The organism is Streptomyces sp. WZ-12, assembly GCF_028898845.1.
Taxonomy (GTDB): domain Bacteria; phylum Actinomycetota; class Actinomycetes; order Streptomycetales; family Streptomycetaceae; genus Streptomyces.
In genome coordinates, this window is sequence record NZ_CP118574.1 from 6,339,616 (window position 1) to 6,356,983 (window position 17,368).

At 73.7% G+C, this 17,368-nt stretch carries 14 protein-coding genes; 4 read left to right on the forward strand and 10 right to left on the reverse strand.

Going from position 1 to position 17,368, the window contains the following annotated elements; all coding sequences use genetic code 11:
* Positions 1–142: 142 nt before the first annotated feature.
* The gene (locus tag PV796_RS27410) at positions 143–364 is read left to right on the forward strand and encodes a CarD family transcriptional regulator (protein ID WP_274919265.1); all 222 of its coding nucleotides are present in this window, start codon (positions 143–145) and stop codon (positions 362–364) included.
* A 1,082-nt stretch (positions 365–1,446) separates the two neighbouring features.
* Here PV796_RS27410 and PV796_RS27415 read toward each other — a convergent pair.
* From PV796_RS27415 to lipB, 4 genes are all read right to left on the reverse strand, one after another.
* A complete protein-coding gene (locus tag PV796_RS27415) occupies positions 1,447–2,151 on the reverse strand; it encodes a DUF4191 domain-containing protein (protein ID WP_274916060.1) in 705 nt (234 codons plus the stop codon).
* Positions 2,152–2,161: 10 nt separating this feature from the next.
* Positions 2,162–2,377: an SCO2195 family GlnR-regulated protein gene (locus tag PV796_RS27420; RefSeq protein ID WP_274916061.1), complete on the reverse strand. Its 216-nt coding sequence runs from the start codon at positions 2,375–2,377 to the stop codon at positions 2,162–2,164.
* A gap of 222 nt (positions 2,378–2,599) precedes the next feature.
* Complete coding sequence (lipA, locus tag PV796_RS27425) at positions 2,600–3,550, reverse strand: lipoyl synthase (RefSeq protein WP_274916062.1); 951 nt, start codon at positions 3,548–3,550, stop codon at positions 2,600–2,602.
* A 141-nt stretch (positions 3,551–3,691) separates the two neighbouring features.
* Positions 3,692–4,507, reverse strand: coding sequence for a lipoyl(octanoyl) transferase LipB (lipB, locus tag PV796_RS27430; protein ID WP_274916063.1), 816 nt, complete (start codon positions 4,505–4,507; stop codon positions 3,692–3,694).
* A 312-nt stretch (positions 4,508–4,819) separates the two neighbouring features.
* Here lipB and PV796_RS27435 point away from each other — a divergent pair, with 312 nt between their 5' ends.
* Positions 4,820–6,271, forward strand: coding sequence for a regulator (locus PV796_RS27435; RefSeq protein WP_274916064.1), 1,452 nt, complete (start codon positions 4,820–4,822; stop codon positions 6,269–6,271).
* A 24-nt stretch (positions 6,272–6,295) separates the two neighbouring features.
* On the opposite strand, the gene PV796_RS27440 is transcribed toward PV796_RS27435, so the two are convergent.
* The 3 genes from PV796_RS27440 to PV796_RS27450 form a co-directional block, all read right to left on the reverse strand.
* Positions 6,296–7,567 (reverse strand): FAD-dependent oxidoreductase, encoded by a 1,272-nt coding sequence (locus PV796_RS27440; RefSeq protein WP_274916065.1) that lies wholly within the window; start codon positions 7,565–7,567, stop codon positions 6,296–6,298.
* A 174-nt stretch (positions 7,568–7,741) separates the two neighbouring features.
* Entirely contained in the window at positions 7,742–8,635 is an 894-nt protein-coding gene (locus PV796_RS27445; RefSeq protein WP_274916066.1) for a TIGR01777 family oxidoreductase, read from the reverse strand.
* 85 nt (positions 8,636–8,720) lie between these two features.
* Positions 8,721–9,239: a DUF4240 domain-containing protein gene (locus tag PV796_RS27450; protein WP_274916067.1), complete on the reverse strand. Its 519-nt coding sequence runs from the start codon at positions 9,237–9,239 to the stop codon at positions 8,721–8,723.
* A 174-nt stretch (positions 9,240–9,413) separates the two neighbouring features.
* On the opposite strand from PV796_RS27450, the gene PV796_RS27455 reads away from it, so the two are divergent.
* Together PV796_RS27455 and PV796_RS27460 are read left to right on the forward strand one after the other, a co-directional pair.
* Positions 9,414–11,318 carry a hypothetical protein gene (locus tag PV796_RS27455; protein WP_274919267.1) on the forward strand — a complete coding sequence of 635 codons (1,905 nt, stop codon included), beginning with the start codon at positions 9,414–9,416 and terminating at the stop codon, positions 11,316–11,318.
* A 126-nt stretch (positions 11,319–11,444) separates the two neighbouring features.
* Complete coding sequence (locus PV796_RS27460) at positions 11,445–12,407, forward strand: SDR family oxidoreductase (RefSeq protein WP_376569491.1); 963 nt, start codon at positions 11,445–11,447, stop codon at positions 12,405–12,407.
* Here PV796_RS27460 and PV796_RS27465 read toward each other — a convergent pair.
* The 3 genes from PV796_RS27465 to PV796_RS27475 all read right to left on the reverse strand — a co-directional run bounded on the left by PV796_RS27465 (position 12,367) and on the right by PV796_RS27475 (position 17,332).
* Positions 12,367–13,494: a helix-turn-helix transcriptional regulator gene (locus PV796_RS27465; RefSeq protein ID WP_274916068.1), complete on the reverse strand. Its 1,128-nt coding sequence runs from the start codon at positions 13,492–13,494 to the stop codon at positions 12,367–12,369. The genes PV796_RS27460 and PV796_RS27465 overlap by 41 nt on opposite strands.
* Positions 13,495–13,716: 222 nt before the next feature.
* Positions 13,717–16,392, reverse strand: coding sequence for a pyruvate dehydrogenase (acetyl-transferring), homodimeric type (gene aceE / locus PV796_RS27470; protein WP_274916069.1), 2,676 nt, complete (start codon positions 16,390–16,392; stop codon positions 13,717–13,719).
* A 316-nt stretch (positions 16,393–16,708) separates the two neighbouring features.
* Positions 16,709–17,332 (reverse strand): GntR family transcriptional regulator, encoded by a 624-nt coding sequence (locus tag PV796_RS27475; protein WP_221909007.1) that lies wholly within the window; start codon positions 17,330–17,332, stop codon positions 16,709–16,711.
* Positions 17,333–17,368: the final 36 nt, after the last annotated feature.

The following is a 17,368-nucleotide window of genomic DNA, read 5'->3' on the forward strand; positions in this document are numbered from 1 at the left end:
CTACGAGGCTGACCCGCTCTTCCGTCCAGCCAGTCTGCTGGCCGGTGGGCTCAGTTCCGCCGGGGTTGGCTCCGATGGCAAGCTACGCGTGCGCCTGGAAGGCCAGGCCGCCAGCGCAGTTCGTGGGTGCATACTGAGGGCGATGACAAAGCCTGATGCACCGAAGCGTCATTTGCCCACCAGCCCCTTCAACGCCCCGGTCACGCCGGTTCCCAAGCACTTCGCTGTGGGCGACCAGGTCACACACGACATGTACGGCCTCGGCCGGGTAACCGGCATCGAGGACGGAATCGCGGCGCTCGTGGATTTCGGCTCGACGAGCATGCGGATCTTGAGCCCGTACCACAAGATGACCAAGCTGTAGGCCGCTGTGCCCGGTCACGGCACGCCAGGCCCCTTGGGGGACCTGTAGCGAAAGGGAAAGCTCTCATCGACCTGACGTCGATGTTCTCCGCGCCGGAAGGGGAGCCCTGCTGTGCCGCTGGAGCATCGCCGCCCCTGACGGCAAATCCCTTGTAGGGCCTCGTCCTTGAGCTTGACGGGGTTGGCGGCACCCACCCGGAGATTCGGCGGAGGACGAACCTGGTCAAGAGGGCGATCACGGCCCGCTACACCCCAGCCGCCCGGAGTCGTCCCAGGTCAGACAGTGCCTATCCCCGTGGCGGCTGACCGTGCTCCGGATACGTGGGGTGCGCCTCGGTTCTGGCCGTGATCGCTGCCTTGACGCGGCGCGCGAGTCTGGGGATCAACAGCTTCATTGAGGTTGTCCACAAGGCGGAACTCGGCCGCTAGCAGTTCATCGGACGCGAGCTTGATCCCGGCGAGTTCGCCCGGGGAGAGCTGCCCGCCATCGAACACGTACAGAACTCTGTCGCCCTCGGCCTCGCTCGGAGCCCAGTCGATGACCAGCAGTGGTCCGATGCCCGGAGTGATGCCCCAGCGTGCCAAGGATCTACAGGAGATCGGGCAGAGGGTGAACGCTCGTCTCGAAGACTCCGGTGAGGAGCGGCAGGTGGAGTTCATGGGGCTGCTCAGCGCCGAGATCGTACTTGGTGGGCCCCGCCGAACCTGGAGGGCTTGGAGTGCCCGATCGGGCGTTGGTTCCGCGAGAACGGCCGCCTGGTGCCGATGCTTTGTGACCACACCTGGGAACTGGTGATGGCCTCGGAGAACTTTCCCCATGGGGGACGGTCCCTCGCCAGAGGGGCGGGCCCGCGCCCCGAACGATCCTTGAGGCTTTCCTGAAGAAAGCCCAAACCGGGGCCGCCCGGCCCGAGTTGAACGCCGAGTGCGGCTCTACGGGACTCATCGGGCGCTGGAGGTGCTGGGTGGCCTCTGGCCGATGGGAACGCGTCACGGAGGCCCTGAAGGGCGCGGAGGGCCTTCCTGCCGCGCCCCGTTACCCTCTCCCGTCAATGGTCCTGACGGGAGAGGTGAAGACAGGCGTCATCCTCGCGGCGAGTGTCCTCGCATGCCACGCCCAGGAATCGGCCCCTTCGGGACGGGCATGTTGCTCATCAGGTCGCCGAGGGCGCGCAGGCGGTCGTTGACGGCCGTCACCTGGGCGCCGGGGAGGACGCGCGGGAGCTTCAGCAGGTGGGTGCGGAGCTTCTTGAGCGGGACCTGGCCGTCGCCGTCGCCGACGATGACGTCGTGCACCGGGGCGTCCGCGACGGTGCGCGCCATCCGCTTCTTCTCGGCGGCCAGCAGGCCGCGCAGCCGGTTCGGGTTGCCCTCGCCGACCAGGACGATGCCGGCCTTGCCGACGGCGCGGTGCACCACGTCCTGGCTGCGGTTCATCGCGACCGCGGGGGTCACCGTCCAGCCGCGGCCGACGTTCTCCAGGACGGCGGCCGCCGCACCGGGCTGGCCCTCCATCTGCCCGAAGGCCGCCCGCTCCGCGCGCCGGCCGAAGATGATCGCCATCGCGAGGAACGCCAGGACGAAGCCCAGGACGCCCGCGTAGACGGGGTGGCCGATCAGGAAGCCGATGGTGAGGAGCACGCCGAAGACGACGATGCCCGTGCCAGCGACGACAAGACCGACCTTGGAATCGACCCGACGGGTCATCTTGTAGGTCAGGGCGATCTGCTTCAGTCGCCCGGGGTTCTCAGCGCCGCCAGCGCCGGTTGAGTTTGCCTTCCTCGCCATACAGCGAAGTTTACGTGGCGTGCGGACGGCCGGTGGCCGCGGCCTCCAGGACGTACTCGGCGTCGTACCGGTCCTTGGCGCGGCGGCGGTCCTCCAGGACCGACGTCCAGGCGTTGCGGCGGGCGGTGCGCTGGCCGCCGCGGAGCAGGACGGCCTCGATGGCACGCAGGGCACCGGTGACGGAGGGGATGGGGCGGGCGGTGGCGCGAAGCGGCGCGGCCTCCATGGTGATGGTCTCCCTCGGACGAACGGAAGCGAACAGGGGGCGGGTGGGAGGTGTCGAACGGTGCGTGCATCCATCGTCACCGAAGGGTGTTACCAACGGATGACCTGCCGGTCAAACACCTATGAAACGTTGACGCGGCCCCCACACCCCCCTGCCGGGGGGAGTGCGGGGCCGCGTCTCCCAAGCATGTGCCACGCTTCACAAGTTGGCGCGCCGGGCGCGTCAAACCGCCTGACTGGACGCCTCGACCTCGCGCCGCTCGATCGCCTGCTGGTACAGGCGGCCGGCGCGGTAGGAGGAGCGGACCAGCGGGCCGGACATGACGCCGGCGTAGCCGATCTCCTCGGCCTCCTCCTTGAGCTCCACGAACTCCTGGGGCTTGACCCAGCGCTCGATGGGGTGGTGGCGCACGGAGGGGCGCAGGTACTGGGTGATCGTGATCAGCTCGCAGCCCGCCTCGTGCAGGTCGGCCAGCGCCTGGCTGATCTCCTCGCGGGTCTCGCCCATGCCCAGGATCAGGTTGGACTTGGTGACCAGGCCGGCCTCGCGGGACTGGGTGATGACGTCGAGCGACCGCTCGTAGCGGAAGCCGGGGCGGATCCGCTTGAAGATCCGCGGGACCGTCTCGACGTTGTGGGCCAGCACCTCGGGACGGGAGGAGAAGACCTCGGCGAGCTGCTCGGGGATCGCGTTGAAGTCGGGGATGAGGAGCTCGACGCCGGTGTCGGGCATCGCGGCGTGGATCTGGCGGACGGTCTCGGCGTAGAGCCAGGCGCCGCCGTCCTCCAGGTCGTCGCGGGCGACGCCGGTGATGGTGGCGTACTTCAGGCCCATGGTCTGCACGGACTCGGCGACCCGGCGGGGCTCGTCGCGGTCCAGCGCCTGCGGCTTGCCGGTGTCGATCTGGCAGAAGTCGCAGCGGCGGGTGCACTGGTCACCGCCGATGAGGAAGGTCGCCTCGCGGTCCTCCCAGCACTCGAAGATGTTGGGACACCCCGCCTCCTGGCAGACCGTGTGCAGGCCCTCGCTCTTGACCAGGCCCTGGAGGTGGTTGTACTCGGGACCCATTTTCGCCCGGGTCTTGATCCACTCGGGCTTGCGCTCGATGGGGGTCTGACTGTTGCGGACCTCCAGGCGCAGCATCTTGCGTCCGTCGGGTGCGACTGCGGACACGTCGGCTCCCTAACAACTTCGATTCTTCGACGTACACCAGGGTACGCCCGTCAATTCGCACGCAGATCCGCGTGCGGGTCGTGCTCGGCCAACCTCCGGGGGGAGGAGGGCATTCCCGCGGGCCGGACCGCGGGGCGGGGGTCAGAGCGCGCGCGGGAGGAGCTCGGCGTTCTCCAGGACGTCCCGCAGGTGTTTCTCGACGACCGGGAGGACCTCGGCGATGGTGATCTCGCGGCCCAACTCGCTGGAGAGCGAGGCGACACCGGCGTCCCGGATGCCGCAGGGCACGATCTTGTCGAACGAGGTGGTGTCCGGATTCACATTGAGGGCGAAGCCGTGCATGGTGACGCCCTTGGCGACGCGGATGCCGATGGCGGCCAGCTTGCGGTCCTCGCGGCGCTGGCCGGCGTTGGACGGCGCGTACTCCGGGCCGTTCAGCCGCGGGTCGAAGAGCTCGTCGGTGGCCCGCGGGTCGAAGTCGAGCTGGAGGCCGCCCAGGGCCGGCCGTTGCTCGACCGGGTCGCCCAGGACCCACACGCCACTGCGGCCCTCGACGCGGGTGCCCTCGACGCCGAAGTCGGCGCAGACCCGGATCAGGGCCTCCTCCAGCCGGCGCACGTGTGCGACCACGTCGACCGGGCGCGGCAGCTTCTGGATCGGGTAGCCGACCAGTTGGCCGGGGCCGTGCCAGGTGATCTTCCCGCCGCGGTCCACGTCGACGACCGGGGTGCCGTCCAGCGGCCGCTCGTCGTCGGAGGTGCGCCGCCCCGCCGTGTAGACGGCCCGGTGCTCCAAGAGCAGGCAGGTGTCGGGGATCTCGTCGGCGAAGCGGGCGGCGTGGATCCTGCGCTGCTCCTGCCAGGCCGGTTCGTACTCGACGGCGTCCGCGCCGAAGCCCAGACGGACGAAGCGCAGCCCCTCGGGTGCGGGGGTCTCCCCCCGAGAGATCGCAGTCACGGCAGCTCCCCTTCGAACCTTGTCGCAGTTCCATGCGACGTCGCGTGCCTCTTTCGGGGCACTTCCGATTGCCTCTCGCGCCCATGCCACTGTACGGCCGCCGTGTGCGCCCCCAGCACGGGGCCGGTGCGCCGTGCGGCCGCCGACGCGCCTGTGACGTGCTCACACGATCGGATGAACGCGGGTCAGAGGCGGCGAGAACGGCGCCGAAGGCCGTTACATTCACGCCGTTCCACAAGGGCGAAGAGCATGCCGGACGGGGTCAGTCGAGCCCGGCGGCCCGGCCCGGAAGGCAGGAGACCGGAAAAGCTGATGACGGAACGACCCCCGCACCACACGCCCAATCGGCAGCTCGCCGCGCTCATCGCCGAGGCGGGCTTCTCCAACGCAGGGCTGGCCAGACGGGTTGATCAACTGGGCATCGAGCACGGCCTCGACCTGCGCTACGACAAGACCTCGGTGACGCGTTGGCTGCGCGGGCAGCAGCCCAGAGGCACCACCCCCGCCCTGATCGCGGAGGTCTTCACCCGCCGGCTGGGGCGCCGGCTGTCCGCCCAGGACCTCGGCCTGGACGCCTGTGCGCCGGTGTACGCGGGGCTGGAGTTCGCCTCGGTCCCGACCGAGGCGGTGGACATCGTCAGCGGGCTGTGGCGCAAGGACTCCGGCAGCCATGCCGAGCTCCGCAAGATCGCGTTCACCCCGGCCGGGCTGGTGGTGCCGAGCCGGGACTGGCTGATCGGCCGGCCCGACGAACGGGTCGCGCACGGCGACCAGTCGGTCGAGGACCGGGTGCCCCTCCAGGGCCGGCCGTTGGCGGTGCCCCGGCAGCGCCAGACCGAGCGGGTGGACCGCGTCCAGGGCAGCCGGGTCACCTCCGGCGACATCGCGGCGCTGCGCTCGGTCGGTGAGCTGTTCCGCGCCCTGGACCACGCCTACGGCGGCGGCCACGCCCGTCAGGCGCTGGTGCGCTATCTGGAGCACGAGGCCGAGCCGATGCTCCGCGGCACCTACGGGGAGGCGGTCGGCCGCCGGCTGTTCGCGGCCGCCGCCGACCTGACCCGGCTGGCCGGCTGGACCTCCTACGACATCGCCGCGCACGGCCTGGCGCAGCGGTACTTCGTCCAGGCGCTGCGGCTCTCCCAGGCAGCCGGGGACCGGGCGTACGGCGCCTACGTCCTGGTGACGATGAGCCGGCAGGCGGTCTATCTGGGCCACGGCAGGGAGGCCGTCCAACTGGCGCGCGTCGCCCAACAGGGCGTCGGCAGCAGCGTCCCGCCCACGGTGCAGGCGCTGTTGCACGCCGCCGAGGCGCGCGGCCACGGTGTGCTGGGCGAGGTCCGGGCCTGCACGGCCGCGCTGGCCCGCGCCGAACGGTCCCTGGAGAGCGCCCGCCCCGGGGACGACACCCCGTACTGGGCGCGCTTCTTCGACGAGGCACAGCTCGCCGACGAGCTCGCGCACTGCCACCGCGATCTTCAGCAGTACCGCGCCGCCTCCCAGCACGCCGAGCGCTCCCTGCAACTGCGCGCCGCCGGGTTCGCCCGCAGCCGGCTGTTCTGCCGGGTGGTGCTGGCCACCGCGCGGCTGGGCCTGGGCGAGCTGGAGCAGGCGTGCACCCTGGGCGCCGAGGCGGCCCTGCAGGCGTCCGAGATGCGGTCGGTGCGGGCGCACGAGTACGTCCGGGACTTCGAGCGCCGGTTGGAGCCCTATCGGGACGCCGCGGCGGTGCGCGGCTACCGGGAGCGGGTGGCGGCCCTGGGGTGAGCGGCGGGCGGCGCGGCGGCCCGGTCACGCCGCCGCCCGCACCGCGTCCGATTCCGGGCGGGCCGGCAGGCCGAAGTCCTGGAGCAGCGCGCGGGCGGCGCGGTGGCCGGAGCGCAGCGCCCCCTGGAGCGTGCTGGTGTCCCGGTGGTCGCCGCAGACGTACAGCCCGGACAGCACCCGCACCGCGCGCTGCGGGTCGTGCGGGACGGCCATCGCGGGCACCGCGTACGGGTCGTGATGGCCCGTCAGCAACTGCCAGTCGTCGCCCCGCATCCCGTAGATCCGGTCGAGCTGCGGCCGGACGGTCTTGTCGAGGGCGTCCAGGGGCAGCGCCGCGGCGGCGCCGAGGACGACCGTGGTGACCAGCGGGCGGCCGGGCGGGGTGCGCGACGGGTCGATCGCGCCGGCCAGGTAGCTGAAGCCGACCGGGCCGTCCGTGGGCAGGATCAGCGCGGTGTCCCGGCCGGGGCCGCCGCGGGCGCCGGCGGGGGCGGACGCGGTGTGGTGCAGCACCGTCACCGGGTGGAAGGCGGGCAGCCGCAGCCCGGGCAGGAGGCGGGCGGCGTCCCGCGCGCCGGTCGCCACCAGCACCGCCCGGCACGGTATCCGGCCGTGCTCGCGGGTGCCGACCCCGTTGGTGTCGACGGCCGTGACCGTCACCGACGTCCGCACCGTGCCCGGCGGCAGGCCGGCCGCCAGCAGTTCGGGGACGGCACAGGCGCCGCCCGCCGGGAGCGTCAACCGCCCCTCGGCGAACGCCCGCAGCACCTGCGCGGCGCCCCGGCTGGAGCCGAGCAGCCGGGGATCGCACAGCAGCGCGCCCAACAGCGGCCGCAGGAAGGTGTCGTGGGTGCGCGGCGGGAACGCCGGGCGGCCGGCCAGCGCGTCGCTGACCGGGCGGTCGGGCGGCGGGGCGGTGGCGGAACGCTCGGTGCGGCGGTCGGCGCGCGTGAGGGCGCGCGCCGCGGAGAGTGCGCCCCTTGTGCTCCGCAACGGGCTGACGCGGTGGGTTCGTTGGCCGTTGTGCAGGCTCAAGCCGGCCCCGAACGGGCGCAGTGGCAGCTCCGCCAGGCCGGGTGTCCGGCGCAAGGCGGTCGGTGAGACCGCCAGCGGGCGGCCGCAGTGGTCCAGGCGGAAGCCGTCCACCTCGTCGGTGACGGACCGGCCGCCGACCCGCGACGTGGCCTCCAGGACGGTGACCGTGAGCCCGGCCCCGGTCAGATGGCGGGCGGCGGCGAGACCGGCTGGCCCGGCCCCCACGATGACGACGTCGACGGCCGATGCGGTGCGCAGCACATGCCCCTCCCGAGGTCGGTCCCAGCGGCAGCGCACGGATCTCCTGCCCGGTGTGGCCGTCCGGGAAGCCCAGTGGTGTGTCCGAGGACCGTAAGGAGCACCGCGGCCCGGCCGACAGGGGCGCCCTGGGGGCGCGTCGGTGCGTCCCGTTGCCACCCCCTGGCCCCGGCCGCCCTACGACCCCAGGGCGGCCCGCACCGCGTCGGTGATCCGGGGATGCGCGAAGGCGAATCCGGAGTCCAACAGCCGCCGCGGAACGATCCGTTGGCTGCCCAGCACATCGCCCGCGAACTCCCCGAGGGCCAGCCGCAGCACCGGCGCGGGCACGGTGCACAGCGTCGGGCGGCGCAGCAGATGGCCCATCACCGCCGTCGCCTCCCGGTTGGTGACCGGCTCCGGGGCGGTGAGGTTGACCGGTCCGGACAGCTCCTCGGTGGCCAGCAGGTGGCGCAGCGCCGCGAGGTGGTCCCGCAGGGAGATGAAGCTCCAGTACTGGCTGCCGTCGCCGAGCCGGCCGCCCAACCCCAGCCGGAAGAGCGGGAAGAGCCGCCCCCAGGCGCCCCCGGAGCGCGCCACGACCAGGCCGGTGCGGGCGAAGACGGTCCGGATGCCGGCGTCCAGCGCGGGCGTCGCGGCGTCCTCCCAGGCCACGCAGAGCTCCGGCAGGAAACCGGTGCCGGCCGGCGCGGCCTCGTCCGTGCGCCGGTCCCCGGTGTCGCCGTAGTAGCCGATCGCGCTGCCCGAGACGAAGACCCGCGGCGGGACGTCCAGCGCGGCCAGCGCGGTGGCCAGCGTCCGGGTGCCCAACACCCGGCTGTCGCGCAGCTCTTGCTTGTACGCGGCGGTCCAGCGGTGGTCGGCGACGCCCGCCCCGGCGAGGTGGACCACCGCCTCGCAGCCGTCCAGCGCGGCCGGGTCGAGCCAGCCCCCCTTGGGGTCCCAGGTCACCTCGTCGGCGGCCGCCGGCTGCCGACGGACGAGCCGGACGACGTCGTGGCCGTCCGCGCGCAGGTTACGGACGAGGGCCGTGCCGATGAGTCCGGTCGAGCCGGTGATCGCGATCCGCATGGGGCCATCCTGCCCGCAACTCCGGGCGGCACGGGGGAGGGCGGGGCCTGGGACCCGTCCGACGGAGCAGAGCCGGGGACCGGCCCTAGCGACGGAAGCGGTCCCACAGTCGCGGGAGGCGCTCGGCCAGGGCCGCGTCGTCCTCGATGTCGACGTAGGGGCCGAGCGGTTCGGGCGGCGGCGGGGGCAGGCCGAGGTCGGGCAGGTCGGTGCCGGTCAGTTGCTCGTACGCCTCGTCGGCCGCGTAGCCCAGGTCCTCGGCGTCGCCGTCGGCGTCCTCGTCGAAGTGGGGCAGCAGGGCGGCGAGGTGGTCCGGATCGTGCAGTGCGCCCTCGAAGGCGTGCCGGCCCCGGCCGATCAGCCAGCAGCGGAAGGCGTCGAAGGCGTCGTCGCTCGCGCCGTCCAGCAGCACCGCGGCGGCCGCCCACAGGTCCCAGGTGTACGCCCGGTTGTAGCGCGCCTCGAAGTGCCGGGCGAAGTCCAGCACCCGGTCCGGGTCGAGGCGGAGCAGCCGGTCGACCAGCGCGTCGGCCTGCTCCTCGGGGTCGCCCGCGGAGTCCGCGCGGGAGCCGTCGATCAGCTCCCAGAACTCCGTCTCGTCCATCACCGCTCCAGCATCGGCCCTGGCGCCGCGGCCCGCACGCGGAGTGCCCCCGGGGCCCGCGGGGCGGTGACCGGGCCGGGACTCCCTCGTTGTGTGGCATGCAACGACGGCAGACCAGACCACCAGAAATCCCCCATCGCACTCCCACTCCGTGAAGGGCGCCCCGCCATGCCCATGGACGAACGCACCCGGGCCGAGGTCGAACGCGCCGAGGCGGCCCTCGTCGAGCACTACCCGCACCTGGTCCGCCTCGCCTACCTCGTCCTGCCCCCGTCGATGGGCCGCCACCGCAAGGTCCTCACCGCGCACGGACTGGTGCAGCGGGCGCTGCCGTGGCGGGTGCCGCGCCGGCGGGCCGGGGCGCTGCCGGCCCAGCGCGGTCCGCAGGCCGCCGGCTCCGGCTACGAGCTGGTGCGGCAGCGGACCCTGGAGCTGGCGCTCGCCTACGAGCAGCGGCAGCGGCCCGCGGTGCTGCTGCCGACGGTGCCGTTCGTGTGGGGGCTGCGGCTCTTCCCACGGGCCGGCGGCGCCGACGAACTCGCCCTGGACCAGGCGCTGTCGGCCGCCCCCGCCGCCGTGAGGGCCGCGATGGGGCTGTGGTACCTGGAGGGGCTGGAGGCGGACGCGGCGCGCGCCGTGCTGGCGCGGGCGGGGGTGCCGGACCCGGACGCGGCGCTGCGGGCGGCCGGTCAACTGGACCGGCGGACCGGGGCCGGCGCCGCCGCGCTGCTGAACTCGGCGGAGTTCGACCCCTGCACGGTGCAGGCCCGCCCGACGGACCTGCTGCGTCGCCGGCAACGGGTGCGGGCGACGGCCGCGTTGGCGGCGGTGCTGGCGGCCGGGGTGGTCGCGCTGGCGCTGCCCGACGGCCGGCCCGCGCCCGGGCCCGTATCCACCGCGGCCCAACAGGCCCTGGACCCCGGGCGCCTGCTGCGGGCGCCCAACGAGCAGTGGGCGCGCACCTCCCGGGTGGACTTCACCGCCTGGCCGCCGCGCGGCCGCGAGGCCGGCGACCGGCAGTTGCTGGCCCGGGCGTTGCGGGTCTGGGCCGCGCCGCCGCCCGGCACCCGGATCGTCGCGGCCGCGGACACCGCCACCCGGCCGCCGGCCGCCCCGCCCCGGCTGCTGTACGCCGGCCTGATCGACAACGTCATGGTGGTGGTCTTCCACGACGGCGAGCGGCTGGTGCGCTACGCCGAACCGGCCGGCGCCACGCCCACCCTGCACTTCGCCCGGGTCGACGGCGCCGACCTCGCCTCCGCCGGCGGCCTGGTGATCGGCCGCGGCAACGGCTGGCTGCGGTACCTCATCGCGCCCTGGGTCGCCGACGTCGCCACCCGGGACCTGCTCGCCCCCGACGCACCGTCGCGCGGGCTGCACCTGGCCCCGGACGGCGTCACCGACCGGATTCCGCTGCCGCCCGCGGACGGCGCCGCCTGCGGGCACTGGCCGGTGGCCGCGTTCCGCTCCTCGCCGCGGCTCGACGACCGCCGCTCCTTCCTGGTGACCGACCTCGGCGACCTGGCGCCGGTGCGCCTGACGTACCTGGGGCCGCCGGCGGCCGGTGGCCCGGGCGGCCCGGGGGAGGCCACCGGGGGCCCCGCGCTGCGCAGTTGGGCCCGCACCGCGTGCACCCTGCGGTCGCTGCGCGGCACCGGCGTACGGACCGTCAACAACTGGGCCTACGCGCAGCAGGACCTCCCCGAGGGCGGCGGCACCGCGAGCTGGGTGTGCAACCGCGCCGACACCTGGCGCGGTCCCGGCCGGGTCATGCTCCAGTTCCAGCCACCCGCCGCCGGGCCGGCCGACCCGGGGCGGATCGTCGGGCGGGAGGCCGACACGGCGGTGTGCAGCCCGTTCGGCCAGGATGTGCTCGGCGACGTCCACTGGCGGGCGAAGTCCGGGAAGTGGTACCTGCTCGCGGCGGGCAGCAGCGACGTGGCCGGGATCGACGTGGCCGGCGGGGTGCGGGCCACGGCCGACGCGACGGCGCTGGCGGCCCCGGCCGCGTCGAACGCCCCGGCGCGGGTCACCGGGCGGCTGCGGGACGGCCGACCGCTGCGGGCGCTGCGGCCGTAGCGGCCCGGGGCGCGCGCCGGGCCCGCCGGATTCCCACCGCCCAGCCAATCCCGACAGGAGGTGTCGGGATTGGCTGTCAGCGTTGCCGCGTACGAGCGCACGGCAGGCAACAGCGAGGAGCGACACGTGACGACGCAGGACAAGACGGCGGGGCAGGCACCGGGCGGGCGGCAGCCCGACGGCGAGTTGACCGGGCGGGTGGCGCTGGTCGCCGGGGCGACCCGGGGCGCGGGGCGGGCGATGGCCGTCGAACTGGGCCGCGGCGGCGCGCTGGTGTACGTCACCGGGCGCACCACCCGGGAGTCGGTCAGCGAGGTCGGCCGGCCCACGGAGACCATCGAGGAGACCGCGGAGCGGGTGACCGCGGCCGGGGGCACCGGTATCGCGGTGCCCACCGACCACCTGGAGCCGGATCAGGTCAGGGCGCTGGTCGAGCGCATCGACCGCGAACAGGGCCGGCTGGACGTGTTGGTGAACAGCGTCTGGGGCGGCGACCGGCTGATCCAGTTCGACACCAAGGTGTGGGACCTGGACCTGGCGAACGGGCTGCGGATGTTCCGGCTCGGCATCGACACCCACGTCATCACCAGCCACTTCGCGCTGCCGCTGCTGATCCGGCGGCCCGGCGGGCTGGTCATCGAAGTCACCGACGGCACCGTGGAGTTCAACCGCACCTACCGCAACAGCCTCTGCTTCGACGTCACCAAGAACGTCCCGCACCGGATCGCCTTCGGGCTCGCCAGCGAGCTCAGGGAGTACGGCGGCACGGCGGTCTCGCTCACCCCGGGCTTCCTGCGCTCCGAGGAGATGCTGGACTACTTCGGCGTCACCGAGGCGACCTGGCGCGACGCGATCGCCAAGGAGCCGCACTTCGCCATCGCCGAGTCGCCGGTGCTCATCGGCCGCGCGGTGCGGGCGCTGGCCGCCGACCCGGACCGGGCCCGTTGGTCCGGACAGTCGCTCTCCAGCGGCCAGTTGGCGAGGGAGTACGGCGTCACCGACGCCGACGGCTCGCAGCCGGACGCCGACCGCTACTTCGCGGAGGTGGTCATGGGCGGCCGGAACGCGACCGAGGAGGACTACCGCTAGGAGCGGCGGCGGGGGAGTCGTCGGCGGGCTCCTGCGCGGGGCCGTAGAGCGCGGCGGCGCGGCGGGCGGCCGCCGCGCACCGCTCCCGCAGCCCGGAGGGCGCCAGCACCTCGCCCTCCGGGCCGAGCGAGAGGAACTGGGCGTAGGCGACCTCCTCGGACTCCACGGCGAGGGTGACCGTCAGCCGCCCCCGCGCGTCGGGACCGCCGTCGGCCGTCGCCCGCTCGACGGCCGCCCGGGCCGCGGCCGGCTCGGTGACGTACGGCAGTTGCCGCACGCCGCGGGGGGTGAGCCGGAGCACCACCTCCTCGCGCAGCAGCGAGCGCCGGAACTGCTCGGCCCGCTCGGCCCAGAACGCGGGCAGGTCGAACCCCGGATCGCGGACGAAGCGGCCGGAGTCCACCGGGCCGGGGGGCGCCGACGGCCCGCTCGGGCCCGCCGGCAGGAGCGGTTCGGCCGCGGCGAAGCGGTCGAGGCGGTAGACCCGGAAGTCGGTCCGGGGTGCGCCGTCGGCGCCCGCGGGTGCGGCGCGGGCCGCCAAGTACCAGACGCCGGCCTTGAGTACGAGGCCGTAGGGCTCCAGCTCGCGGACCACCTCGCGGTCCGCCCGGAGATAGCGGACCGTCAGCCGGCGGTCGTCCCACACCGCGTCGGCGATCACCGGCAGCAGCTCGGGCGGCTCGGGATCGTGGTACCAGCGCGGCGCGTCCAGATGGAACCGCTGGGCGGCGCCGGACGCGGCGTCCCGCAACTCCGGCAGCAGCGCGGCGGACACCTTCAGCCGGGCCGCGGAGGCGACGTCGGCCAGCCCCATCTCCCGCAGCGCGCAGGGCACTCCGGACAGGAAGAGCGCCTCCGCCTCGCGCAGGCCGAGGCCGGTCAGCCGGGTGCGGTACCCGCCTATCAGGCGGTAGCCCCCGGCCCGGCCGCGGTCCGCGTAGACGGGAACCCCGGCCTCCGAGAGCGAGAGCACGTCCCGGGCGACCGTGCGCTCCGAGACCTCCAGCTCCCGCGCCAACTCGCCGGCCGTCATCGACGGTCGGGACTGGAGCAGCAACACCATTTTGATCAGCCGCGCGGCACGCATGCATCCATCATGCGCGGCACCACTGACAACCCCCGCTGACCTGGGACGGGAAGCGGGTGGGAAGAAGAATCCCGTACGGAGACCCCGGGCGCGGTGGGTGGTCTCCGCACGGGAGCGGATGGGCGGGCGGCGCCCGGTGTCGGCCGGGACCGCCCGCGTCAGGGGCCCTCGCCGCGCGCGGCGGCTCCGGAGGAGCGGCCACGCGCAGCGAGGGACCGGCCCTCAGAGCCCGTAGCGCTCGCGGGCCTCCTTGACCTTCTCCGGCTTGACGTCCCCGCGCCGGGCGAGGGCCGCCAGCGCCTGGACGACCACCGACTGCGGGTCGACGCCGAAGTGACGGCGGGCCGCCTCCCGGGTGTCGGACAGGCCGAAGCCGTCCGTCCCGATGGAGACCCAGTCCTGCTCGACCCACGGGGCGATCTGGTCCGGGACCGCCCGCATCCAGTCGCTCACCGCGACGACGGGGCCGGGCGCACCGGCCAGCGCACGGGTCACGTACGGGACCCGGTCCTCGCCCTCCAGGCGGGCCGCGTCGCACTCCAGGGCGTCCCGACGGAGCTCCGTCCAGGACGGCGCGGACCACACGTCGGCGGCCACGCCCCAGTCGGCGGCGAGCAGTTGCTGCGCCTCCAGGGCCCAGTGGATCGCGGTGCCGGAGGCCAGCAGCTGGAGCCGGGGCGTCTCGGCGCCCTCGACGGCGGTGGCCTCCTGGAAGCGGTAGAGGCCCTTGAGGATGCCCTCCTCGACGCCCTCCGGCATCGCCGGCTGCACCTTGGTCTCGTTGTAGACCGTCAGGTAGTAGAAGACGTCCTCGGCGTCCGGACCGTACATCCGGCGCAGGCCCTCCTTGACGATCACCGCGACCTCGTAGGCGAACGCCGGGTCGTAGGAGAGCGCCGCCGGGTTGGTGGAGGCGATCAGGTGCGAGTGGCCGTCGGCGTGCTGGAGGCCCTCGCCGGTCATCGTCGTCCGGCCCGCGGTGGCGCCGATCACGAAACCGCGGCCCAACTGGTCGGCGAGCGCCCAGAACTGGTCGGCGGTCCGCTGCCAGCCGAACATCGAGTAGAAGATGTAGAACGGGATCATCGGCTCGCCGTGCGTCGCGTACGACGTGGCGGCGGCGGTGAAGTCGGCGAGCGAACCGGCCTCGGTGATCCCCTCGTTGAGGATCTGGCCGTCCTTGGCCTCCTTGTACCAGAGCAACTGGTCCCGGTCGACCGGGTCGTACGTCGCGCCCTTGGGGGAGTACAGGCCGGCGGTCGGGAAGAGCGACTCCATGCCGAAGGTACGGGCCTCGTCGGGGACGATCGGGACCCAGCGCCTGCCGGTCTCCTTGTCCCGCATCAGGTCCTTGACCAGCCGGACGAACGCCATGGTGGTGGCGATCTCCTGGCTGCCCGAGCCCTTCTTCAGCGCGTCGAACGCCTTGTCCGCGGGGAGCGGCAGCGGCTTGGCCACGACCTTGCGGGCCGGCGCCGGGCCGCCGAGGGCGGTGCGGCGGGCGCGCAGGTACCGCATCTCGGGGGAGTCCTCGGCCGGGCGCCAGTACGGCACCAGGTCGCCCTCCAACGCGCTGTCCGGGATGGGGAGTTCGAGCAGGTCCCGCATGGTGCGGAACTCCGCCATCGTCAGCTTCTTCATCTGGTGGTTGGCGTTGCGGGACTCGAAGCCCGCGCCGAGGGTGTAGCCCTTGACGGTCTGCGCCAGGACGACCGTCGGCGCGCCCTTGTGCTCAACGGCGGCCTTGTAGGCGGCGTACACCTTGCGCGGCTCGTGGCCGGCGCGGGAGGTCTGGAACAGCTCCAGCAGCTTGGCGTCGGAGAACTTCGCGCCGATCGCCTTGAGGGCGTCGCTGGCACCGAAGAAGTGCTCGCGCAGGTAGGCGGCGTCCCGGGTGGCGTAGGTCTGGAACTGTGCGTCCGGGGTCTCGCGCAGCCGCTGGAGCACCAGGCCGTCGGCGTCGAGCGCGAAGACCTCGTCCCACGCCTCGCCCCACAGGGCCTTGACGACGTTCCAGCCGGCGGCGCGGAACTGGGCCTCCAGCTCCTGCACGATCTTGAAGTTGGGGCGGACCGGGCCGTCCAGGCGCTGCAGGTTGCAGTTGATGACGAAGGTCAGGTTGTCCAGGCCCTCGCGGCCGGCGAGCGCCAGTGCGGCGGTCGACTCCGGCTCGTCCATCTCGCCGTCACCGAGGAACGCCCACACGTGCGAGTTGGCGGTGTCCTTGATGCCGCGGTGCTCCAGGTAGCGGTTGAAGCGCGCCTGGTAGATCGCGGAGAGCGGGCCGAGGCCCATGGAGACGGTGGGGAACTCCCACAGCCAGGGCAGCCGCCGCGGGTGCGGGTACGAGGGCAGGCCCTCGCCGCCGGCCTCCTGGCGGAAGTGGTCGAGCTGCTCCTCGTCCAGCCGGCCTTCGAGGAAGGCGCGGGCGTAGATGCCGGGGGAGGCGTGGCCCTGGATGTAGAGCTGGTCGCCGGACCCGTCGGTCTCCTTGCCGCGGAAGAAGTGCTGGAAGCCGGTCTCGTACAGCCAGGCCGCCGACGCGAAGGTCGCGATGTGGCCGCCCAGGCCCAGCTTGGAGCCGCGGGTGACCATCGCCGCCGCGTTCCAGCGGTTCCAGGCGGTGATGCGGGCCTCCATGGCCTCGTCACCGGGGAACTCCGGCTGCGCGGAGGTCGGGATGGTGTTGACGTAGTCCGACTCCAGCAGGGACGGCAGCTCGCCGCCCTCGGTGCGCGCGGTGTGCTCCAGCGCCCGGCGCATCAGGTACGCGGCGCGATGCGGGCCCGCTGCCTTGGTGACGGCGTCCAGCGACTCGCGCCACTCGGCCGTCTCCTCGGGATCGCGGTCCGGGAGTTGGTCGAGCTGGCTGTACGGCAGGCGCACGGGATCGGGCATGGGTGGCCCCTTTCCGGACGGGTGGGAATGCGAGTTCGGCAGGCATTCGGCAGGCAGGGGTGTCGCGCCCCAGCCATCGACGATAACTCCGTGATCGATGATCGATCAATGTGGATCGAGAGAAAAACCGCAGGTCGGCACGGGGTGTCGCAATTCGGGGCACTCCGTGCCAGCTCCGGAGTCCGCCTCCGTTACGCCCCGGAGCGTCACCGGCACACCCCGGAGCCGGCGGCCCGCCGCCTGTCGCCCGGACACGACGAGGCGGCCCCGCCACACGCTCGCGGGACCGCCGGGCTCGCCGTCTTGCCCGGCGCCCTCAGACCCTCGGCGCGCAGCTCAGCACGTGCGCCTTCAGCAGCGCCCCGATCCGCGGGTCGCGCCGCCGGAAGGCGTCCACCAACTCCTGGTGGTCCTGGGCGTGCGAGCGCGGCTCAGGGCTGAACCAGCGGATCGACAGCGTCGTCCACACCTCCACGCCCAACGACTCCCAGGTGTGCAGCAGCACCGCGTTCCCGGCCGCCCGCACGATCTCCCGGTGGAAGGCCACGGTGTGCCGCACCTGCGCCTCGCCGTCGCCGGCCGCGTCCGCCTCCCGCAGCGCCGCCACCTCGCGCTCCAGCGCCGCGGTGTCCTCCGCGAGCCGGCCGGCCGCCAACTCCGCGGCCACCTGCTCCAGTCCGGCCCGGACCGGGTAGCTCTCCTTGAGGTCGTCCGCGGTGAGATTGCGGACCCGGACGCCCTTGTTCGGCGCCGACTCGATCAGTTGGAGCGACTCCAGCTCCCGCAGCGCCTCCCGGACCGGCGTCTGACTGACCTCCAGCTCCACCGCGATCCGCCGCTCGACGATCCGCTCGCCCGGCTGCCAGCGACCGCTGACGATCCCCTCCAGGATGTGCTCGCGGATCTGCTCGCGCAGCGAGTGGACGACGGGCGGGGTCATGACGTGCTCCTTCAGAGCGGGTGGGGCCGCGAGGCG